Source organism: Cellulosimicrobium arenosum (genome assembly GCF_014837295.1).
Classification (GTDB): domain Bacteria; phylum Actinomycetota; class Actinomycetes; order Actinomycetales; family Cellulomonadaceae; genus Cellulosimicrobium; species Cellulosimicrobium arenosum.
Map to the genome: position 1 here is coordinate 83,389 of NZ_JACYHB010000015.1, position 22,107 is coordinate 105,495.

At 73.0% G+C, this 22,107-nt stretch carries 16 protein-coding genes; 3 read left to right on the forward strand and 13 right to left on the reverse strand.

Annotated elements, in window-relative coordinates; translation table 11 throughout:
- Positions 1-41: 41 nt before the first annotated feature.
- Positions 42-1,346, forward strand: a complete 1,305-nt coding sequence (locus tag IF651_RS15465; RefSeq protein ID WP_338404000.1) for a cytochrome P450 — start codon at positions 42-44, stop codon at positions 1,344-1,346.
- An 18-nt stretch (positions 1,347-1,364) separates the two neighbouring features.
- Here IF651_RS15465 and IF651_RS15470 read toward each other — a convergent pair whose 3' ends face one another.
- A complete protein-coding gene (locus IF651_RS15470) occupies positions 1,365-2,174 on the reverse strand; it encodes a hypothetical protein (RefSeq protein ID WP_191830030.1) in 810 nt (269 codons plus the stop codon).
- A gap of 75 nt (positions 2,175-2,249) precedes the next feature.
- Positions 2,250-2,918, reverse strand: a complete 669-nt coding sequence (locus IF651_RS15475) for a VOC family protein (protein ID WP_191830031.1) — start codon at positions 2,916-2,918, stop codon at positions 2,250-2,252.
- 170 nt (positions 2,919-3,088) lie between these two features.
- Between IF651_RS15475 and IF651_RS15480 the strand changes: the two genes are divergently transcribed.
- Entirely contained in the window at positions 3,089-3,859 is a 771-nt protein-coding gene (locus IF651_RS15480) for a 4'-phosphopantetheinyl transferase superfamily protein (RefSeq protein ID WP_191830032.1), read from the forward strand.
- A gap of 23 nt (positions 3,860-3,882) precedes the next feature.
- Here the strand turns inward: IF651_RS15480 and ilvD (IF651_RS15485) are convergent, their stop codons facing one another.
- The 3 genes from ilvD (IF651_RS15485) to IF651_RS15495 form a co-directional block, all read right to left on the reverse strand.
- Complete coding sequence (gene ilvD, locus IF651_RS15485) at positions 3,883-5,595, reverse strand: dihydroxy-acid dehydratase (protein WP_191830033.1); 1,713 nt, start codon at positions 5,593-5,595, stop codon at positions 3,883-3,885.
- Positions 5,596-5,873: 278 nt separating this feature from the next.
- Positions 5,874-7,736 carry a dihydroxy-acid dehydratase gene (ilvD, locus tag IF651_RS15490; protein WP_191830034.1) on the reverse strand — a complete coding sequence of 621 codons (1,863 nt, stop codon included), beginning with the start codon at positions 7,734-7,736 and terminating at the stop codon, positions 5,874-5,876.
- A gap of 354 nt (positions 7,737-8,090) precedes the next feature.
- On the reverse strand, positions 8,091-9,632 hold the full coding sequence (locus IF651_RS15495; protein ID WP_191830035.1) for a peptide MFS transporter: 1,542 nt from the start codon (positions 9,630-9,632) through the stop codon (positions 8,091-8,093).
- A 51-nt stretch (positions 9,633-9,683) separates the two neighbouring features.
- Here IF651_RS15495 and IF651_RS15500 point away from each other — a divergent pair, with 51 nt between their 5' ends.
- Positions 9,684-11,063: a cryptochrome/photolyase family protein gene (locus IF651_RS15500; RefSeq protein ID WP_191830036.1), complete on the forward strand. Its 1,380-nt coding sequence runs from the start codon at positions 9,684-9,686 to the stop codon at positions 11,061-11,063.
- Between the two features lie 46 nt (positions 11,064-11,109).
- Here IF651_RS15500 and alc read toward each other — a convergent pair whose 3' ends face one another.
- The 8 genes from alc to IF651_RS15540 form a co-directional block, all read right to left on the reverse strand.
- Positions 11,110-12,210 carry an allantoicase gene (gene alc, locus IF651_RS15505; protein ID WP_191830037.1) on the reverse strand — a complete coding sequence of 367 codons (1,101 nt, stop codon included), beginning with the start codon at positions 12,208-12,210 and terminating at the stop codon, positions 11,110-11,112.
- Positions 12,210-13,562 carry an allantoinase AllB gene (gene allB / locus IF651_RS15510; RefSeq protein WP_191830038.1) on the reverse strand — a complete coding sequence of 451 codons (1,353 nt, stop codon included), beginning with the start codon at positions 13,560-13,562 and terminating at the stop codon, positions 12,210-12,212. Before allB ends, alc begins: the two co-directional genes overlap by 1 nt.
- Before the next feature lie 51 nt (positions 13,563-13,613).
- A complete protein-coding gene (gene gcl, locus IF651_RS15515) occupies positions 13,614-15,401 on the reverse strand; it encodes a glyoxylate carboligase (protein ID WP_191830039.1) in 1,788 nt (595 codons plus the stop codon).
- A gap of 62 nt (positions 15,402-15,463) precedes the next feature.
- A complete protein-coding gene (locus tag IF651_RS15520) occupies positions 15,464-16,360 on the reverse strand; it encodes a 2-hydroxy-3-oxopropionate reductase (protein ID WP_191830040.1) in 897 nt (298 codons plus the stop codon).
- Between the two features lie 67 nt (positions 16,361-16,427).
- Positions 16,428-17,240 carry a hydroxypyruvate isomerase family protein gene (locus IF651_RS15525; RefSeq protein WP_191830041.1) on the reverse strand — a complete coding sequence of 271 codons (813 nt, stop codon included), beginning with the start codon at positions 17,238-17,240 and terminating at the stop codon, positions 16,428-16,430.
- Between the two features lie 239 nt (positions 17,241-17,479).
- A complete protein-coding gene (locus IF651_RS15530) occupies positions 17,480-18,739 on the reverse strand; it encodes a DUF6986 family protein (protein ID WP_338404003.1) in 1,260 nt (419 codons plus the stop codon).
- Positions 18,740-18,849: 110 nt separating this feature from the next.
- Positions 18,850-20,505, reverse strand: a complete 1,656-nt coding sequence (gene aceB / locus IF651_RS15535; RefSeq protein WP_191830043.1) for a malate synthase A — start codon at positions 20,503-20,505, stop codon at positions 18,850-18,852.
- A gap of 51 nt (positions 20,506-20,556) precedes the next feature.
- Positions 20,557-22,071 (reverse strand): NAD-dependent malic enzyme, encoded by a 1,515-nt coding sequence (locus IF651_RS15540; RefSeq protein ID WP_191830044.1) that lies wholly within the window; start codon positions 22,069-22,071, stop codon positions 20,557-20,559.
- Positions 22,072-22,107: the final 36 nt, after the last annotated feature.

Consider the following 22,107-nt stretch of genomic DNA (forward strand, 5'->3'; position numbering starts at 1 on the left):
ACCGTACGGCGACCGAGGTGATGATCCCGCACACTGTCCGCGTGACCACGACGGCCGACCCCACCGGACCGCGCACATCGCGCGTCGTACCGCCGACGACGCGGCACGAGCTGCGGCTCCTCGTCGCGGCGCGACCCGCCATGGCCGCCGTCCTCCTCGCCGGCGGCGCGGTCGCCGGACCGCGCAGAGGCGGACGCGCGGGCCTGCGCAAGGTCCCGGGGCTGGGCTGGGTCACGGCCGACCCGGTCGTCGGCCGCCAGGTCCTGACCGACCACCGGCACTTCACGATCGTGGGCGAGGGCGGTGTCGGGCACCTGTGGGCCCAGATCCTCGGCGACTGGGTGCTCGACCTGTTCGACGGCCCCGGGCACCACGCCCTGCGCACGCGCTCGCGCGAGCTGTTCACCGAGGTGAGCGCGGCCGCGCTGGTCGACGGCGCGTGGTCCGGCCCGCTCCACGACGCGCGTCGCACGCTCGCGGCGGGCAGGTCGGTCGACGTCGGCCGGCTCGCCCGCGTGCTCGTCGGCCGCATGATGATCTCCCTGCTGGGCATCCCGGGTGCCGGTGGCGGCGGCGAGCGACTGCCGTCGGACGACGAGGCGCTGACCGCGTTCGCCACGGGCGAGCGGCTCGCGTCGATCGCGCTCGCCAGCGCGGGCTCGACCTATCTCGCGCCGGAACAGGTGAGTGCGGCGCAGGCGATCGTCGCAGAGCTCACGCGCGGCGTGCCCGACGGCTGGCGCCACGCCCCCGCCGACCGGCTCCTCGGCCGCTGCCGCGAGCTGGGGCTGGGTCTCGACGAGACGACAGGGCTCGCGAGCCTGCTCATGGTCGCCGGGACGGAGACGTCGGCGTCCGCGATGGCCCGCACGACCGCGCTGCTGGTCGACACCGGCGAGCAGCACCGCCTGCTCCGCCTCATGGCCGACGAGCGCGAGCATCCGGTCGCGCGCGGCGCCGGGGAGCCGGACGCCGTCGAGAACGCCGTGCGCGAGGGGCTGCGCGTCACCAGCCCGGCGTCCGTCATCGGGCGCGGCGTCTCCTCCGACGTCGAGGTCGCCGGACGCATGCTGCGCGCCGGCGAGCGGGTCATGATCCTCACGTGGTCGGCGAACGTCGCGGCGGGCGCGTTCCGTGCCGACCGCCCGTACGTCCGCGAGACACGTCAGCTCTGGTTCGGCGCCGGCCGGCATCTGTGCCTCGGTGCGGCCCTCGCGCGTGCGGAGATCGCCGCGCTCCTGCACACGCTGTACGACGACGGCGCGCCCCTGCGCGTCGTCTCGCGGCGCGCCATGCGTCGCGTCCTCGTCCCCGGCTACGACGAGCTCGTCGTCGCACTCGGCTGACCTCTCCCGGGGCGCAGGTCAACCCTGCGGCGTGACGCTCCACTCGCCGTCGGTGGTGATCGCCAGCACGCCCGGCAACGGCAGCTCGACGACGTCCGTGAACGCCACCGAGTCTCCGAACATGCGCGCAGCCGCCCGGTCGACCCCGAAGAACCGCCCCTGGAACGTGTCCTCGTCCCCCGCAGGGGCCCAGGTGACCTCCGCCTCCGCCGTGCTGCCGTCGATCAGCAGGACCGTCGAGCCGGTCCCGGACTGCGCACCGGTCGCCACCGGCAGGTCGTTCCAGCTCTCGAACCTCAGCGACCACGCGCCGTCCGTCTCGAGCCACACCGACTGCTTCGGTGCGCTGTCCTCGAACACGTCCATGAGGTACGCCCCGGAGCTCTCGGCGAGCGTGCCGGGGTAGGGCGTCACGCCCGTCGGGGCCATGAACGCCCGCGTCCCCGCGCAGTCGCCGCAGTCGAGGTGCACGACGACGGCGAAGTCGCCGTCGCGCTCGAACGTCACCTCCGCGCTGCCCTCCCCGCTCGCCTCGGCAGCCGATCCCTCGGCGACCGTCCCTGCCGAGACCTGCTGCTCGGGCGCCTGCGTCGGACGGTCGGCGAGCGGGTCGTCCACGACCTCCCCGGCGGCGTCGTCCTGCGTGTCCTCGGCCGGAGCCTCGTCCTCGTCCCCGTCCCCGTCCGGGTCCGGAGTCGCGGTCGTCGAGCTGTTCGTGCTCGGCGTCGGGTCCACCGGTACGGTCCCGGGACCGGGAGCGCACCCGGCGAGCACCACCGCGAGCGCAAGGAACACGGGCACGGTGGCCGTCCGACCTGTCAGAGGCATGGGACCAGGGTGCCAGAGCAGCGGAAGCACGCCCGCCGCCCCGTCGTCGGGTGCACCCGACGCACGGCCCCGGGCTCAGTCGCGGGACTGCCAGGTGCAGACGCACGCCTCGTTGCCCTCGGCGTCCGCGAGCACCCAGAACGCCGGTGCGCTCTCGTCGGAGACGAGGTGCCCGCCGGCGGCGATGGCCGCCGTGACCCGAGCCTCCGCGACGTCGTGCGGTACGCACACGTCGACGTGGATCCGGTTGCGCTGCTCGCGCGGAGCGTCCATCTGCTGGAACCAGAAGCCCGGACCGTGCGTCGTCGCATCCGCGAGCGCCGGGGCGGCAGACCCGTCCGGCGACTGCTCGTCGTACCCGAGCACGGCGCGCCAGAACGGCTGCACCGCAGGCCCTACGAGCGTGTCGACCGCGATCTCGAGCTTCTGGACCGATTCCGGCGCCGCGACGAGGTCGAGCTCGCGCGCGGCCGCCGAGATCTGCCGGGCCAGCTCGACGTCACGTCGGCTCAGCCCGCCGACGTCGTGCGACGTGAGCCGCACGGTCACCGCGGGGTAGCGGAGGTCGACGTCGGGGTGGTGGTCGGCGGCGTCCGCGAGCTCTCCGATCGCGTCGACGAGCTCCACCCCGGCCGTGAAGGACCCCGTGCGGAACCGCGTCTGGGCACTGGCGAGAACCACCCGCCAGTCCTCGACCCCGTCGCTGTCGTGAAACTCGCGGGCGCTGATCCGGTCGTCGGCCATGCCTCTACCGTGGCCCCCCGGTTCGCCGTCCGCACGTCGGGATCGGGAACCTGCTCCCCTTCCCGGTCGGCGCCCGCACCCTATGCTGGTCGTGAAGCCGACACCGGCCCGCGTGCCGCGGCTGCGCCACGCCCGGCACGGAGCACGAGACCGCGGGAGGACGGGAGGCCGTGAACCTGGCACGCACCCGGGCCGACGTGGCCGCCCTGCCGGGGCTGCGGCGCGCGGCGCTCGCTGCGGTGTCGGAGTCTCCCGCCGTGGCGAGGGCACATCCGGCACCGTCGGCAACGTCGGTGCCCGACGTCTGGTGGGGCTCCGTGGTGCACTGCGAACGCTGGGCCCTGCCCCTCGCGGCCGACGTCCTCGACGCCGAGGAGCGCGACCGGGCGGCTCGGCTGGTGCACGAGCTCGACCGGACGACGTACACGGTCTCCCACGTCGTCCTGCGGCTCCTCCTCGCGCACGAGCGGCCCGATCTCGATCCGGCCGGACTCGTGCTCGACCGCGCGCCGTGCCCCTCGTGCTCCGGCCCGCACGGTCGGCCGGTCCTGGTCGGCGGTCCGGAGTTCTCTCTCTCGCACACCCGCGGCGCGTTCGCCGTCGCGATCGCGGCGAGCGAGGTGGGCGTCGACATCGAGCGCGCGCACGACCCCGCGGTCGCGCAGGAGGTCGCCGGAAGCCTGCACCCGCGCGAGCGGGACGAGATCACCGCCCGGCCGCCCGAGGAACGTCCCGGCGCCTTCGCCCGGACCTGGACCCGCAAGGAGTCCTACCTCAAGGCGCTCGGCACGGGCGTGTCCCGGGACCTCGCCGCGGACGACGTGGGCGCGGGCCCGTCGCCGCGGTCGCCCGGCGCGGGGTGGATGCTCGCCGACCTCGCGCTCCCCCCGCCCTTCACGGGGGCCACGACCTGGCGGGCGGCACCCCTCGAGGCACGCTGACCTGGTTCGGCCGACGCGTCGGCCTATTCGAGGATCGCCCCGCGCGACGCCGACTGGACGAGCTTCGCGTACTTCGCGAGCACCCCACGCGTGTACGCGTGCGGCAGCGGCGCCCAGCCGTCGTGTCGCGACGCGAGCGTCGCGTCGTCGACGAGCAGGTCGAGCGTCTTACTCGCGACGTCGAGCCGGATCCGGTCGCCGTCGCGCACGAACGCGATCGGGCCGCCGTCGACGGCCTCGGGGGCGACGTGCCCCACGCACAGGCCCGTCGTCCCGCCGGAGAACCGGCCGTCGGTGAGCAGCAGGACGGTCTTGCCGAGTCCCGCGCCCTTGATCGCGCCGGTGATGGCGAGCATCTCGCGCATCCCGGGCCCGCCCTTGGGGCCCTCGTAGCGGATCACGACGACGTCCCCGTCGGTGATCGTCCCGTCCTCCAGCGCGTCGAGCGCCGCACGCTCGCGCTCGAACACGCGCGCCGTGCCCTCGAACACGTCCTCGTCGAAACCGGCGGACTTCACGACGGCACCCTCGGGCGCGAGCGACCCGTGCAGGATCGTGATGCCGCCCGTGGGGTGGATGGGCCGGTCGAGCGCTCGCAGGATCTTGCCGTCCGGGTCCGGCGGGTCGATGTCCGCCAGGTTCTCGGCCACCGTCCGGCCGGTCACGGTGAGGCAGTCGCCGTGCAGCAGGCCGGCGTCGAGCAGCGCCTTCATGACGACCGGAACTCCCCCGATCCGGTCGACGTCGTTCATCACGTACCGACCGAACGGCTTGAGGTCCCCGAGGTGCGGGACGCGGCTCGCGACCCGGTCGAAGTCGTCGAGCGTCAGCTCGACCTCGGCCTCGTGCGCGATCGCGAGCAGGTGCAGGACCGCGTTGGTCGAGCCGCCGAACGCCATGACCACGGCGATCGCGTTCTCGAAGGCCTCCTTCGTCATGATGTCGCGCGCGGTGATACCGAGCCGCAGCAGGTTCACCACGGCCTCGCCCGACCGGTGCGCGAACTGGTCGCGCCGGCGGTCCGCCGACGGAGGCGCGGCCGACCCGGGCAGCGACATGCCCATCGCCTCGGCGACGGACGCCATGGTGTTCGCGGTGTACATCCCGCCGCACGCGCCCTCGCCGGGGCAGATGGCGCGCTCGATGCGGTCGAGATCGCCCGTGCTCATCAGACCGCGCGCGCACGCGCCGACCGCCTCGAACGCGTCGATGAGCGTGACGTCCTTCTCCGTGCCGTCCTCGAGCTTGACCCAGCCCGGCATGATCGACCCGGCGTACAGGAACACGCTCGCCAGGTCGAGCCGCGCGGCCGCCATCAGCATCCCGGGCAGCGACTTGTCACAGCCGGCCAGCAGCACGGACCCGTCGAGGCGCTCCGCCTGCATCACCGTCTCGACCGAGTCGGCGATCACGTCGCGGCTCACGAGCGAGAAGTGCATCCCCTCGTGCCCCATCGAGATGCCGTCGGACACGGAGATCGTGCCGAACTGCAGCGGGTACCCGCCGCCGGCGTGCACGCCCTCCTTCGCGCCCTGCGCGAGCCGGTCGAGCGACAGGTTGCACGGCGTGATCTCGTTCCAGGAGCTCGCGATCCCGATCTGGGGCTTGACCCAGTCGTCGTCGCCCATCCCGACGGCGCGCAGCATCCCGCGCGACGCCGTCGCCTCGATCCCGTCGGTGACCTGGCGCGAGCGCGGCTTGAGGTCCGGTGTCGGTGCAGCGGTGTCAGACGTCATACCGCCAGGCTAGGGCCGACGGCGGCCCGCGGCCCGGTGGACTACCTGTCCTCGCGTCCGCCAGGGCGGCTGCCGTGCATGCGGTCGACGCCGGTTTGGTACCGCAGTGGCGCTGCCGACCGGGCAACGTCGCTTCTGCACGCGTGGCCGAACGTCTCGGATTCGTCCGGTTCGGCGAACAGGTCACGATCGACCTCGGCCCGACACCACGGTGAGTCCGGGCACGCCGTGGGGTCGGGCCAGGCGGCGTCGTTCGTCGCCCCCTGGACCAGGAGCGGTCAGCGGCGCTTGATCAGCGACACGTCGCGCACGGCACCACGGTCCGCGGACGTCGCCATCGCGGCGTACGCCTGGAGCGCGGGAGAGACGTACCGGTCGCGGTCGACGGGCTGCCACGGGTTCTCCGACGCCTCCATCTTGGCGCGCCGCTCGGCCAGCACCTCGTCGGGGACGTTGACGCGGATGAGGCGGGTGTCGACGTCGATCTCGATCTCGTCGCCGTCCTCGATCAGCCCGATCGTGCCGCCCGCGGCCGCCTCGGGCGAGACGTGGCCCACCGAGATGCCCGACGAGCCGCCGGAGAACCGCCCGTCGGTGATGAGCGCGCACACCTTCCCGAGCCCGCGTCCCTTGATGTACGAGGTCGGGTAGAGCATCTCCTGCATGCCGGGACCGCCGGCGGGCCCCTCGTAGCGCACCACGACGACGTGGCCGGGCTCGACCTGCTTGGTGAGGATCTTCTCGACGGCCTCGTCCTGCGACTCGCACACGAGCGCCGTCCCCACGAAGTGGAAGACGTCCGGGTCCACGCCCGCGGTCTTGAAGACCGCGCCGTCCTCGGCGATGTTGCCGCGCAGCACCGCGAGGCCGCCCTCGACGGTGTAGGCGTGCGCGACGTCGTGGATGCACCCGTTCTCGGCGTCCGTGTCGAGCGACTCCCACCGGTTCTGCGTGGAGAACGCCTGCGTGGTACGCACCCCGCCGGGCGCGGCGTGGAACAGCTCGACGGCGCGGTCCGTGGCCTTGCCGCCGCGCACGTCCCAGTCGTCGAGCCACGCGCGCAGGGTCGGGGTGTGCACCGACGTCACGTCGTGGTCGAGCAGACCACCGCGGTCGAGCTCGCCCAGCAGCGCGGGGATGCCGCCGGCGCGGTGCACGTCCTCCATGTGGAAGTCCGGGTGGTTCGGCGCGACCTTCGACAGGCACGGCACCTGGCGGCTGATCCGCTCGATGTCGGTGAGGTCGAAGTCGACCTCACCCTCCTGCGCGGCGGCGAGGACGTGCAGCACCGTGTTGGTCGAGCCGCCCATCGCGACGTCGAGCGCCATCGCGTTCGCGAACGCGGCCTTGGTGGCGATCGAGCGCGGAGCGGCGGAGTCGTCCTCGTCCTCGTAGTACCGGCGCGCGAGGTCGACGATCGTGCGACCGGCCTCGAGGAACAGCTCCTTGCGCGCGGCGTGCGTGGCGAGCGTCGAGCCGTTCCCGGGCAGCGAGAGGCCGAGGGCCTCGGTGAGGCAGTTCATCGAGTTCGCGGTGAACATCCCGGAGCACGAACCGCAGGTGGGGCACGCGGCCTCCTCGACCTGCGCGAGCGCGGCGTCGGAGACGTTGTCGTCCGCCGAGTAGTTGATCGCATTGATCAGGTTGAGGCTCGTCCGCGCGACACCGTCCGCGACGACCGCCTTGCCGGCCTCCATGGGCCCGCCGGACACGAAGATCACGGGGATGTTCAGGCGCAGCGCCGCGTTGAGCATGCCCGGCGTGATCTTGTCGCAGTTGGAGATGCACACGAGCGCATCGGCGCAGTGCGCGTTGACCATGTACTCGACGGAGTCGGCGATGAGGTCGCGGCTCGGCAGCGAGTAGAGCATGCCGGCGTGGCCCATCGCGATGCCGTCGTCGACCGCGATCGTGTTGAACTCCTTGGAGACGCCGCCCGCCTCGCGGATCGCCGACGCGACGAGATCGCCCATGTCCTTGAGGTGGACGTGGCCGGGCACGAACTGCGTGTACGAGTTCGCGATCGCGACGATCGGCTTGCCGAAGTCCTCGGATCCCATGCCGGTCGCGCGCCAGAGCGCGCGGGCGCCGGACATGTTGCGGCCGTGGGTGGACGTCCGAGAACGCAGGGGACGGCTCATGTCGGGTCAGCTCCTTCGACGGGTCACCACGGCCGCTGGGGCGTTGGCCGCCGGGTCACCTTACGCCCGCCCGACGACCTCCCCCGGCCGCGTCCGACACGTGGTCCCTTCCCAGGTCATGGGCTCGCGGGCTCGACGCCCACCCAGGAATACCTCCAGCACGGCGCCCGGGGGTCCGCTCGCGAGCACCTTCGCGTCGATGGCCGGACCCGTGACCGACTGGTCGTTCATGCTCGGGATGCTCGGTACCGGGCTGGCGCTGCTGCTGGGGATCGGGATCCGCGTCGCCGCGACGAGCGGCGGGCTGCTGTTCGTGAGCCTCTGGCTGACCCGGTGGCCGCCCTCCCCGGGAGGTCAGGCGCCCGCGCTCGCAGCGCCCTCGAGCTCGTCGGCACGGCGGATGTGCCGCGTGACCCAGGGCGCGAGCAGGAGCAGGATGCAGGCGCACACGAGCCCGACGGCTCCGATCCCGCCGAAGTACGCCGTGTCCGAGACTCCCTCGGTCGCCTCGATCGTCTGCGCGGTGACGGCCTGGCCTGCGGCGTTGGACAGGAACCACAACGCCATCGCCTGCCCACGGAACGCCCGCGGTGCGAGCAGCGTCGTGGCGGCGATCCCGACGGGCGACAGGCACAGCTCACCGAGCGTCTGGATCACGTAGACGGTGACGAGGATCCACGGCGAGGCGAGCGAGTCCCCGAGCGCGGCGGAGGCGAGAGCGAGGAAGACGAACGACAGTGCGGCGAACGTCAGGCCCAGGACGAACTTGTACGCCGTGGGTGGGCGGTCGTGCGTCCTGGTCCAGATCCACGCGAACACCGGCGAGAGCAGGATCACGGACGCCGGGTTCACGGCCTGGAAGAACGCCGGGGAGATGGAGATCCCGAAGAGCTCCAGGCTGGTGCGGTCGTCGGCGAACTCCGTCAGCGTCGACGCCGCCTGCTCGAAGATCATCCAGAACAGCATGGACGCGACGAACAGCGGCGCGTAGGCGAGCACTCGGGGCCGTTCGGCGGCCGTCACGCGCGGCGACCGGTACATCACGACGAGCAGCACGGCCGGCGTCGCGAGCGCGAGGTAGGAGACGGCGTCGATGAACGTCTCGATCCCCCAGCCTTTCCCGACGAGCGCGGCGAGGACCGTGGCCGCGACGACGCCGGCGAGCACGAGCGCACCGAGGCGCGCGACGGCCGGTCGGTCGTCGGGCGTGATCGGGTTCGGCACGTCCGTGCCGGCCGTGCCCAGGTACCGGTACCCGGCGACGAAGAACACGAGTGCGAGCGCCATCCCGACCGCGGCGACCGAGAACCCCGCGTGGTAGCCCCACGCGCGCTGGACGGACCCCACGATGAACGGCGAGAAGAACGAGCCGAGGTTGATCCCCATGTAGAAGATCGCGAAGCCCGGGTCGCGACGCGGGTCGTGGCGGGCGTACAGCTCGCCCACCATCGACGAGACGTTCGGCTTGAGCAGGCCGGTGCCGAACGCCACGAGCCCGATCCCCGCCATCGAGAACCCGAACCCCGGGACGGTCAGCAGGACGTGCCCGGCCGCGATGACGATGCCGCCGTAGAGCACCGAGCGGCGCGCGCCCACGACCCGGTCCGCGAGCCAGCCCCCCACGACCGACAGCAGGTAGACCGACGTGCCGTAGATCGCCACGAACGCGCTGCCCGTGGTGCGGTCCAGCCCCAGGCCGCCGTTCGCGACGGTGTCCGTGAGGTACAGCAGCAGGATCGCGCGCATCCCGTAGTAGCTGAACCGCTCCCACATCTCGGTGGTGAACAGCGTGAAGAGTCCGCGCGGGTGGCCGAGGAAGGCGTGGTCACCCTCGACGTGTCCCGCTGCGGGGCCGCCCTCGCCCTCGCCGGCGTCGCCCCGACCCCCGGTCCCCATGGGGCGATGCTCCCACCGGCGAACGGGACCGGCGACCGATAGCGTCGGTGGATGCCCTCGATCTGGTGGTCGCGCCGCGACCTGCGCCTCGCCGACAACCCGGCGCTCGTCGCCGCGACGGACGCCGCGCGCGCGGCGGGCGACGAGGTGGTCGCGCTGTACGTGCTGGACCCCCGGCTGTGGGAGTCTGCGGGTGGCCCGCGCCGGTCCTACCTCGCGCAGAGCCTCGCGGCGCTCGACGACGCGACCGGGGGTCGTCTCGTCGTGCGCCACGGCGACCCGCGCGACGTCGTGCCCGCGCTCGCACGCGAGCTCGGGGCGGACGAGGTCCACGTCGCGGCGTCGTACGAGCCGTACGGGCGCCGGCGCGACGACGCGGTCGAGGCGTCGCTGCCCGACGTCGGCGGACGCCTGGTGCGCACCGGTTCCCCGTACGCGGTCGCACCCGGCCGTGTCCTGAACCAGCAGGGCTCGCCCTTCCAGGTCTTCACCCCGTTCCGTGACGCGTGGGTCGGGCACGGGTGGCGGGACCCGGCGGTCCGCCCCCGGGAGATCCCCTGGGCCGACGTCCGCTCGGACGGGCCGCCCGCCGACCCCGGCACGGACGCGGACCTCCCCGCGGCCGGGGAGGCGGCGGCACGCCGTCGGTGGCACGCGTTCCTGGCCGACGACCTCACGGGCTACGGGCGCGAGCGCGACCGGCCGGACCGGCCCGCGACGTCGGGCATGTCGATCCCCCTCAAGTGGGGCGAGGTGCACCCGCGCACGCTCCTCGCGGACCTGCGTGCGGCGCTGCACGACGGCGCGCCGTCCGACGACGTCCTGACGTTCCGCTCCGAGCTCGCGTGGCGCGAGTTCCACGCGGACGTCCTGTTCCACCACCCGGGTGCCGCGCACCGCTCGCTGCGCAGCGTCGTGCCCGACGACGCGTGGGCCGACGGCACCGACGAGGACCGGTACCTCGCAGCGTGGGCAGCCGGGCACACCGGCTACCCGCTCGTCGACGCGGGCATGCGCCAGCTCCTCGGCGAGGGGTGGATGCACAACCGGGTACGCATGGTCGTCGCGTCGTTCCTCGTCAAGGACCTGCACGTGCGCTGGCAGCGCGGCGCGGACCACTTCATGGCGCACCTCGCGGACGGCGACGTGTCGCAGAACCAGCTCAACTGGCAGTGGGTCGCGGGCACCGGGCGCGACGCCGCGCCCTACTTCCGCATCTTCAACCCGGTGACGCAGAGCAAGAAGTTCGACCCGGACGGCGCGTACGTGCGCCGCTGGGTGCCGGAGCTGCGGGGCGTCGACGGCCCGGCCGTGCACGAGCCCTGGACGCTGGACGACCCGCCGCAGGGCTACCCGGAGCGGATCGTGGACCACGCCGAGGAGCGGCGCGTCTCCCTCGACGACTTCCAGCGGGCTCGCGACTCCCGCTGAGGACGTGCCGCCGGCCGGACCCCCGCGGCCGGCCGGCGGCGGCTCGTCAGGCCGGTGCCTCGCCCGGCACCTGGTCCCGGTGTGCCTGCGGCAGCGACTCCCACCAGCGCAGCCGCGCGGCCGCGAGGTCCTCGGGGGTGAGCTCCCCCCACACCCGCAGGCGGGACAGCCCGCCGTCGGGGTACACGTCGAGTCGCAGGTGCGTCGCCGCGGGCGCGCCCTCGATCACGTGGCGGTGGCGCGTGTCCGCGCGCACGTCGGCCTTCGGCAGGACGTCGGACCACGGACCCGACGGCGCACCGTCGTCCAGGCCCGCGCCCTCGGCGGGCACGGGGCCGGCGTCGTGCACCTGCAGGCGGACCGCGCCGGGCGCGTTGCCCACGTAGTAGGTCGTGTCCACCTCGACGTGGCGCACGACGCCGCGCTGCGCGAGCGCGAAGACCGCGAAGTCGTTGCCGGGGCCGCGGCGCCGGGCGTTCTCCCAGCCCTCCCCCATGTGCGCGGCCTTGCCGGGCAGGATGATGTTGCCGGGCGAGGAGTAGAACGCGTCGGAGGTCTCGACGAGCCGGCCGCCGTTCTCGGCGGCGACGAGGTCGATCGTCCCGGCGAGGAAGCGCGGGTCGGGGACGACCTCGCCGTGCACGCGGAACCGCGCGACGCCGCCGTCGGGGTAGATGGTCAGGCGGACGTGGGTCCACCGCGTGCGGTCGGTGACCTCATAGACGTTGGGGGCGTCGCCCTCCGCGTCCTGCTTCGCGACGATGGTCGTCCACGACGCGTCGTGCAGCTCGTCGACGGAGGGGTAACCCTCGACCGACGTCGCCTCGACCGACACGTAGGGCGGGTAGTTGCCGCGGAACCACGCGGTGTCGACCACGACGCCGTGGACGATCCCCGCCGCGCCGAGCCGCACGATCGCGGCGTCGGACTCCAGCCCGTCGCGGCGCCGACGCGTCTCCCAGCCGTCGTAGACCTTGCCCTTGTGGCCGAACTCGTTCACGTCGAACGCGGGCGCGCCGGGGCGGATGAGGTTCTCGCGCTGGGCGAAGAGCTCGTCGCTGGCCCAGACCACGCTGCCGCCCAGCGCGCGGGACGCGAGGTCCGGCAGAGCCTGGAAGGCGGCGAGCGGCGTGGGTACGTGGGACATCAGATGTCTCCTCTCGTCAGGAGGCGTCCGGTGGGCCGGTCGGGTGTGACCTCCTCGCCACGCAGGAACGTGGCGACGACCGCGCCGGACAGCGCTCGGTTCGCGTACGGGGTGATGGGGTTCTTGTGGTGCAGCGCGAGCGGGTCCACGACGAACGTCGTGCCCGGCTCGACGACGGCCAGGTCGGCGTCGTGCCCGACGACGATCCCGCCCTTGCGGGCGAGGCCCGCGAGCCGCGCGGGCCGGGTCGACATCCACTCGACGACACGCTCGAACGCCACGCCGCGCTCGCGCGCCGCCGTCCAGACGATCGCGAGGCCGAGCTGGAGCGAGGACACGCCGCCCCACGCGGTGCCGAAGTCGCCGGTGTCGAGGTCCTTGAGGTCCGGCGTGCTGGGCGAGTGGTCGGAGACCACGATGTCGATCGTGCCGTCGAGCAACGCCTCCCAGAGCAGGTCGCGGTTCGCGCCCTCCCGGATGGGCGGGCAGCACTTGTACGCCGTCGCGCCGTCCGGGATCTCCTCGGCCGCGAGCGCCAGGTAGTGCGGGCAGGTCTCGACGGTCAGGCGGACGCCCTCCGCCTTGGCGCGGCGGATCATGGGCAGCGCGTCGGAGCTCGACAGGTGCAGGACGTGCGCACGCGCACCGGTGCGGCGCGCAGCGTCGATCACGTGGGCGATCGCCGTGTTCTCGGCGTCGCGCGGTCGCGAGGCGAGGAACGACTCGTAGTGGTCGCCGTGCGCGGCGGGTGCCTCGTCGATGACGTGCGAGTCCTCGGCGTGCACGATCATGAGGCCGTCGAACTGCGCGATCTCGGCCAGGTCGGTCTCGAGCTCGTCGGGCTCGAGGTGGCCGAACTCGTCGACGCCCGAGTGCAGCAGGAAGCACTTGAAGCCGAACACGCCGGCGTCCCACAGGGGGCGCAGGTCGGACGTGTTGCCCGGCACCGCGCCGCCCCAGAACCCGACGTCGACGAACGCCTGGTCGCGCGCGACCTTCTGCTTGACCTCGAGCGCCGCGACGTCGACCGTGGGCGGGATCGAGTTGAGCGGCATGTCGACGATGGTCGTCACGCCGCCCGCGGCGGCGGCCCGCGTCGCCGACGCGAAACCCTCCCACTCGGTGCGCCCGGGCTCGTTGACGTGGACGTGCGTGTCCACGAGCCCGGGGATCAGGACCTGCCCGGGCGCGAGCTCGACGACGCGAGCGCCGGCGAGCCCCGTGCCGAGCGGCTCGACGGCGGTGATCGCACCGGCACGCACGCCGACCTCCCGGGGCTGCTCCGCGCCGTCGACGAGCACGCGCTCGCCGCGCACGACGAGGTCGAACGTGTGGTCGGGTGTCGTGCTCATCGGCTGATCCTCCTGCTCGTCGGTGCAGTTCGTCGATACGTCGCGCGTGTCTCAGTCGAGCAGGGCGGTCGCCGTGGGCGCGTCGTCCGCCGAGAGCGCCAGCGCCTCGAACTCGTTGACCGAGCCGAGCGCCGCGGCGCCCATGGCGATGTTGGTCACGCGCTCGAGGATGACCTCGACCACGACCGGCACGCGGAACTCCGCCGTCATGGCCTGCGCCGTGGCGAAGGCCTCCGCGAGCTCCTCGGGGTCGGTCACGCGGATCGCCTTGCAGCCCAGGCCCTCGGCGACCTTGACGTGGTCGACGCCGTAGCCGCCCAGCTCCGGGGAGTTGATGTTCTCGAACGACAGCTGCACGTGGTAGTCCATGTCGAACGCCCGCTGGGCCTGCCGGATGAGACCGAGGTAGGAGTTGTTCACCACGACGTGCACGTACGGCAGGTTGAACTGCGCGCCGACCGCGAGCTCCTCGATCATGAACTGGAAGTCGTAGTCGCCGGACAGCGCCACGACCTTCTCGGCCGGGTCGTCCGCGAGCGCCTTGGCGACGCCGAGGGCGGCCGGGCCGGTCCAGCCGAGCGGGCCCGCCTGGCCGGCGTTGATCCAGTGCCGCGGCTCGTACACGTGCAGGAACTGCGCGCCCGCGATCTGCGACAGCCCGATCGTCGTGACGTAGCGCGTCTCGCGGCCGAACGCCTTGTTCATCTCCTCGTACACGCGCTGCGGCTTGATCGGGATCTCGGTGAAGTGCGTCTTGCGCTGCAGGGTGCGCTTGCGCTCGGCGCAGTCGCCGACCCAGCCGGAGTAGTCGCGCGCCGTGCCGGCGTCGCGGCGCTCGCGCGCGACCTCGACGAACAGCTCGAGCGCCGCGCGAGCGTCCGACACGATGCCGTACTCGGGCGCGAACACGCGCCCGATCTGCGTCGGCTCGATGTCGACGTGCACGAACGTGCGGCCCTCGCGGTACGTGTCGAGCCCGCCGGTGTGACGGTTCGCCCACCGGTTGCCGATCCCGAGCACGAAGTCGGAGGCGAGCAGGTTCGCGTTGCCGTAGCGCTGCGACGTCTGCAGCCCGGCCATGCCGGCCATGAGCTCGTGGTCGTCGGGGATGATCCCCCAGCCCATGAGGGTGGGGACCACCGGGACGCCGAGGGTCTCTGCGAGCTCGACGAGCAGCTCCTCGCCGCCGGCGTTGATGATGCCGCCACCGGCGATCAGCAGCGGGCGCTCGGCGGCGAGCAGCATGTCGATCGCCTTCTCGGCCTGCGCGCGCGTCGCTGTGGGACGGTGCACGGGCAGCGGCTGGTACGTCGCCGGGTCGAAGTCGATCTCGGTGAGCTGCACGTCGATCGGCAGGTCGACCAGCACGGGGCCGGGGCGGCCGGAGCGCATGAGGTGGAACGCCTGCTGGAAGACCTGCGGCACCTGGCCGGCCTCGAGGACGGTCTTGGCCATCTTCGTCACCGGGGCGGCGATGCTCGCGATGTCGACGGCCTGGAAGTCCTCCTTGTCGAGCTTCGCGACGGGCGCCTGACCGGTGATGCACAGGATCGGGACCGAGTCCGCGATCGCGGCGTACAGGCCCGTGATCATGTCGGTCCCGGCCGGGCCGGACGTCCCGATGCAGATGCCGATGTTGCCCGGCTTGGCACGCGAGTACCCGTCGGCCATGTGCGAGGCACCCTCGACGTGACGCGCGAGCACGTGGTCGATGCCGCCGTGGGCGCGCATCGCGGAGTAGAAGGGGTTGATGGCGGCACCGGGCAGGCCGAAGGCCTGGGTGGCTCCCTCGATCTCGAGGATCGCCACGGCGGCGTCCACCGCACGCATACGAGGCATGGTTCGCTCCTTGCTGGGATGCGCCGGGTCGTCGTCGGCCCGACGGCGCGTGGTCGGTGTGGTCAGGAGGTCCGGTCGGTGCCGAGCCGGCCGGAGAGGCGCTCGACGCCGCGGAGCAGACCGGAGTGGTCGAGGTCGCCGTCGCCGTTCGCGAGGGCCGAGCCCATGAGCTGGGCGACGAGGCCGCCGAGCGGGACGACGACGCCCTTCTCGCGCGCCGCCGCGGTGACGATGCCGAGGTCCTTGTGGTGCAGCGCGATGCGGAAGCCCGGGGTGAAGGACTTGTCGATCATGTTCTGCTTCTTCTGGTCCAGGACCTTGGACCCGGCGAGCCCGCCACCGAGCACCTCGAGCGCGCTGGGGAGGTCCACCCCGTACGCCTCGAGGAACGCCACGGACTCGGCGAGCGCCTGGATGTTGGCAGCCACGATCAGCTGGTTCGCGGCCTTGACGGTCTGCCCGGAGCCGGTCGGCCCGACGTGCACGACCGTCTTGCCGACGGCGTCGAAGACCGGGCGCGCGGCCTCGAAGTCCGCCGGCTCACCGCCGACCATGATGGACAGCGCGGCGTTCTTGGCGCCGGCCTCGCCCCCCGACACCGGTGCGTCCAGGTAGCGCAGCCCCCGCTCACGGGCTGCCTCGGCGAGGCGCACGGTGACGTCGGGACGGATCGAGGAGAAGTCGACGACGAGCGTCCCGGGTCGGGCGTGCTCGAGGACCCCGCCCTCCCCGGTGAGCACCTGCTCGACGTCCGGGGAGTCGGGGACCATGATCGCGACGACGTCGGCCGAGCGGACGGCGTCGGCGATCGAGTCCGCGGCGGTCCCGCCCGCCTCGACGAGCGGTCGGGTCTTCTCGGGGCTGCGGTTGTAGCCCGCGACGTCGTGGCCGGCGTCCTGCAGGTGGACGGCCATGGGGCTGCCCATGATGCCGAGTCCGATGAAGGCGATGGAGGTCATGTCTGTCTCCTACGGTCGGGGAGGTCGGGAGGTCTGTCGGGCGCCGTGGATCCGTCGGGCCGGCTGCTCAGCGCTCGGAGGCGGGCAGCCAGACGAACGGGTCTGCGGCGGCGGTCTTGTACTCGAGGCCGACCCAGCCGTCGTAGCCGCCTGCGCGCAGGTCCTCGACCCAGCGGTCGATCGGCAGGTCGCCCGTCCCCGGCTCGCCGCGTCCCGGTGCGTCGGCGACCTGGACGTGCGCGACGCGGTCGCGGTGGGCGGCGAGTGCCGCGTCGACGTCGTCGCCGTTGACGGCGAGGTGGTAGACGTCGAACAGCAGACCGAGGTTCGTCTCGCCGTGCTCGGACGCGACCCGGTCGAGCACGGCGATCGCGTCCGCCGCAGTCTTCAGGGGGTAGGCGGGCGCTCCGCTCACGGGCTCGACCAGCACCGTGCCGCCGATGCGGCCGACGGCACGCGCGGCCAGGGCGAGGTTGTACGCGCCCAGCTCGTCCTGCGCCTCGGGAGTCTGGTCCTCCTGGCGGTTGCCGTAGAGCGCGTTGAACGCGCGGCAGCCGGTGCGCTCCCCGATGGTGGTCACCACGTCGAGGTTGGCGCGCAGGTCCGCGGACCGGGAGGGCCACGACACGAGCCCCCGGTCCCCGCCCGGCATGTTGCCGGCGTCGAAGTTGAGTCCGGTGAGCCGGACGCCCGCCGCCTCGATCGCGCCGACGAAGGCGTCGACCTCCTCGTGCGCGGGGGTCGGCGTCGCGAACGGCCACCAGAACTCCACGCCGCGGAAGCCGGCTGCGGCGGCGGCCGCCGGGCGCTCGAGCAGCGGCAGGTTGGTCAGCAGGATCGAGCAGTTCACCGTCCAGGTGGGGGTGATCGCCTCAGCCATGGTCGTGCTCCTCGCGTCTCGTCGTCGTTCCGTCGAGCCTCCCACGCTATTCCGTCTTGTGGAAGTTCTCTTCTGCTATGTGAAATCCTAGGCCGGGTCGTGGCGATCGTCAACCCCTGCGCCGCACCCCGCACCGAGCCGCCGGGCACGGCGATCCGCCGTGCGGGAGCGGGGAGGACGCACGGAGGGCGGTCGCGGAGCCGGCGCTCCACGACCGCCCTCCGGGATCGCCGACCGGCTCAGTGCGCGTCGACCCCCGGGCGTGCGTCGCGCAACGCCTCGAGGCGACGTCGGGTCAGCGTCTCGTCGTCTCCCGCCACCTCGGTCGGCGTGAGCGCGCCGCAGTCGAGCGCGCGCAGCAGGAACCACGCGAGCGCCTTCGCCGTCGCCGGCTCGTCGAGCACTCCCCCGGGCTCGCCGAGACCGTCGACGACCCGCACGTAGTCCCGCAGCCGCTTCACCGCCGCGGGCGCCGCGCGGCGGAAGAACGCGTACGTCGCCGCGTACCGGCTCGCGAGCTGCGCCGGATGCAGGTCCCACCCCTGGTAGAAGCCGCGCTCGAGCGAGCGCCGCACGAGCCTGCCGTGCAGCACCCACGCCGCGCCGACGGTCCGCGTGTCGCCCACGGGCAGCACGTTCGTCGACCCGTCCGAGACGCGGACGCCCGTCCCCGCGGCCGCGAGCTGCATGACCGCCTTGGCGTGGTCCGCCGCGGGGTGCTCCATCGACTGGTACTCGGCGGCGATCCCGAGCGACGCGCTGTAGTCGTACGTCCCGTAGTGCAGCCCGACGGCGCGCGCACCCGCCGCGTGCACCATGCGCGCGACGGTCGCCGTGCCGTCGGGCCCCAGGACCGCCTGCGGCGTCTCGACCTGGATCTCGAACCGCAGCCGCCCGGCCGGGAGGTCCAGCGCGGCCTCGAGGCGCTCGCACACCGCGACCATCGCCTCGACCTGCTCGACCGCGGACACCTTCGCGAGCGTGACCACGTAGCCCGCGGGCAGGTCCCCGCCGACGCCGGAGGCGTCGGTCCCGCTCGCACGCAGGCCCGCGACGAGCGCCGTCGTGAAGACGTCGAACGTGCGCACGCCACGACGACGGGTCGCGCGCTCGAACGACTTGATCCGGATCCCCACGAACGCAGGGCTGCTGCCCGCCGCGAGCGCCGCGACGAGCTCGTGCGCCGCCGCGTGCGCCGCCGCGTCCTCCGCCGCGTCGCCGTGGTCGCCGTAGCCGTCCTCGAAGTCGATCCGCAGGTCCTCGATCGGCTCCGCCGCGAGCTTGGCGTCCACCAGCGGGGCGACACCGAGCGCAGGGTCGACACCCAGCGCACGCACGAGGTGGCGCGAGCCCCCGGCCGCCCGCAGGGCCGCCCGCGCCTGCTCACCCCACCGGGCGGGCAGGTCGCGGTCGTACCGGTCGCCCGGCACGTAGACCGTGTGCACGGGCTGACGTGAGCCGTCGTCCCCCGGATAGCCCTGCTCGAGCAGCACGTCCACGGCCTCGAGCCGTGCATCGAGCTCTGCGTCGAGCGCGGCGTCGAGCGACCGCGCTGCGTGCGGCCTCTCGCTGCCGGCCGAGCCCGCCGGTCGCGCGAGCGGTCCGGCCGTCACGGGGTCACCCCGCCGTCGGCCTCCGCACGGACGATCGCCTCGTAGGCGGGCAGCGTGAGGAAGTCCACGTACTCCTCGCCCAGGGCGATCTCCTCCACGAGGCGGCGGGCGGCGTCGTACGGCCCGCCGTCGTACACCTCGTGCCCGACGTCGTCCCGCAGCCGGGCCGTCTCCTCGACGAGCAGCGTGCGCACGAGATCGGCGGTGACGGTCGCGCCCGCGCCCGGGCCGTCGGTGAACGTCGTGCCGGAACGCACCCACTGCCAGACCTGGGAGCGGGCGATCTCGGCGGTGGCCGCGTCCTCCATGAGGTTGTGGATCGCGACCGCACCGTTGCCCGCGAGCCACGCGGCGACGTAGGCGACGGAGACGTAGAGGTTGTTGCGCAGGCCCGTCTCGGTGATCGCCCCCGCGGCCGACGCCGTGTCGAGGAGCTGGTCCGCCGTGACCTGCACGTCGGGCCGCAGCCGGTCGAGCTGGTTGGGGCGGTCGCCGAGGACGGCGTCGAACACGACCCGGCACACGGGCACGAGGTCCGGGTGGGCGACCCACGACCCGTCGAACCCGTCGGCGGCCTCGCGCTGCTTGTCCGCACGCACCTTCTCGAACGCCTGGGCCGTCACGTCCGGCTCGCGCCGGTTCGGGATGACCGCCGCCATGCCGCCCATCGCGAAGGCGCCGCGCCGGTGGCAGATGGAGACCAGGAGCTCGGTGTACGCCCGCATGAACGGCGCCGTCATCGTGATCGCGCCACGGTCCGGCAGGGTGAAGGACGGACCGGAGTCGCGGAAGTACTTGATCACCGAGAACAGGTAGTCCCAGCGACCCGCGTTGAGCCCCGACGCGTGCTCGCGCAGCTCGTAGAGGATCTCCTCCATCTCGAACGCCGCCGGGATCGTCTCGATCAGCACGGTCGCGCGGACCGTGCCGTGCGGGATGCCCAGCGACTCCTGGGCATAGGTGAACACGTCGTTCCACAGGCGCGCCTCGAGGTGCGACTCCATCTTGGGCAGGTAGTAGTACGGACCCGACCCGCGGGCGAGCAGCTCGGCGGCGTTGTGGAAGAAGTGCAGGCCGAAGTCCACGAGGGCGCCGACGGCGGGGGCGCCGTCGACCAGGACGTGCACCTCGTCGAAGTGCCAACCACGCGGCCGGACGACCATGACGGCCAGCCGGTCGTCGGGGGTCTCGGGCCGCAGCGCGTACTGCTTGCCGTCGGGCGACGCGAACGCGAGCCTGCGCCGGGTCGCGTCGTGCAGCACGACCTGACCGCCGACGACGCTCGCCCAGTGCGGGGTGGACGCGTCCTCGAGGTCGGCCAGCCAGACCTTCGCGCCGGAGTTCAGCGCGTTGATGGCCATCTTCGGCGTCGGCGGTCCGGTGATCTCGACCCTGCGGTCGACCAAGTCGGCAGGTGCCGCCGCGACGCTCCACTCCCCCGACCGCACCCCCGCGGTCTCGGGCAGGAAGTCGAGGCGACCGGTGCGCGAGACCTGCTCACGCCGGTCGCGCCGGGCGCGGAGGAGCTCGTCACGCCGCGGGCCGAAACGCCGCTGCAGCTCGGCGACGAACGCGAGCGCCTCCGGTGTGAGGATCTCGGCGGACCGGTCGACCTCGGGACCGCGGACCGTTGCGGGAGTCGTGGTGGTCATGATGGACGTCCTTTCTCGAACGTACGGACGAGACAGTCGGGATCGGACCGGTCAGCCGTGCGACCGCGCCGGGCCGGACGAGCTGCCGGACGGGCTGTCGGACGGGGTGCCGGACGAGGTACCGCGCTCGCGGTGCGCGCGGTTCCGCTCGGCGACCTCCGCGACGGCGCGGGCCACGTTGGGCGAGACGGCGGCGTCGAAGACGCTGGGCACGATGTAGCTGGCGCTCAGCTCCCGCGGTTCCACGGCGTCGGCGATCGCGACCGCAGCCACGCGCAGCATCTCGTCCGTGATCTCGCTCGCCCCGGCGTCGAGCAGACCACGGAACAGGCCCGGGAACGCGAGGACGTTGTTGATCTGGTTCGGATAGTCGCTGCGCCCGGTCGCGACCACCGTCGCGTGCTGGGCCGCCGCGATGGGGTCGACCTCGGGGGTCGGGTTCGCGAGCGCGAACACGATCGCGTCGTCCGCCATCGTCGCCACGTCGTCCCCCGTGAGGATGTTCGGGCCCGAGACCCCGACGAACACGTCCGCGCCGGCGAGACCTTCACGCAGCGAGCCGGCGAAACCGTCCGGGTTGGTCGTGGACGCGATCCAGCGCCTGGTCTCGTCCTCGCCCGCGTTGTCCGCGTGCACCGCGCCCTTGCGGTCGAACGCGACGATGTTCCGCGCGCCCTGACCCTGGAGGAGCCTGATGATGGCCGACCCGGCCGCGCCGACGCCGGACACCACGATCCGCACGTCCCCGATCGCCTTGTCGACGACCCGCAACGCGTTCGTCAACGCCGCGAGGACGACGATCGCCGTCCCGTGCTGGTCGTCGTGGAAGACGGGGATGTCGAGCTCGTCGCGCAGGCGCCGCTCGATCTCGAAGCACCGCGGGGCGGAGATGTCCTCGAGGTTGATCCCCCCGTACACGGGCGCGATCGCCTTGACGATCCGGATGATCTCCTCGGTGTCCTTCGTGTCCAGGCACACCGGCCAGGCGTCCACCCCGGCGAACTGCTTGAACAGCGCCGCCTTGCCCTCCATGACGGGCAGCGCCGCGGCCGGGCCGATGTCGCCGAGACCGAGGACCGCGGTCCCGTCGGTGACGACGGCGACCGTGTTGCGCTTGATGGTCAGTCGCCGCGCGTCCTCCGGGCGCTCGGCGATCGCGAGGCACACGCGCGCGACGCCGGGCGTGTACGCCCGGGCGAGGTCCGCGCGGTGTCGCAGCGGCACCTTGGGGTTGACCTCGAGCTTGCCGCCGAGGTGCATGAGGAACGTCGCGTCGCTCACGTGCCGCACCGTGATGCCGTCGAGCGCGCCGAGCGAGTCGCGGATCCGCTCGACGTGCGCGCTGTCGACCGTGTCGGCGGTGATGTCGACGACGAGCCGGTCCGCCCCGGACTCCGAGACGTCGACGCCCGTGATGGCGGCACCCGCGGCGCTCACGGCCGCGACGATGTCGCTCGCGGTGCGGTGACCGCTCGGCGCCTCGACGCGCAAGGTGATGGAGTAGCTGGGACTCGTCGACACGTGGCTCGCAGCCGATGCGGTCCCGCTCTGCGAATCGGAAGTCATGATCGTTCCTTCTTCTCGTATGCTGACGTACGGTTT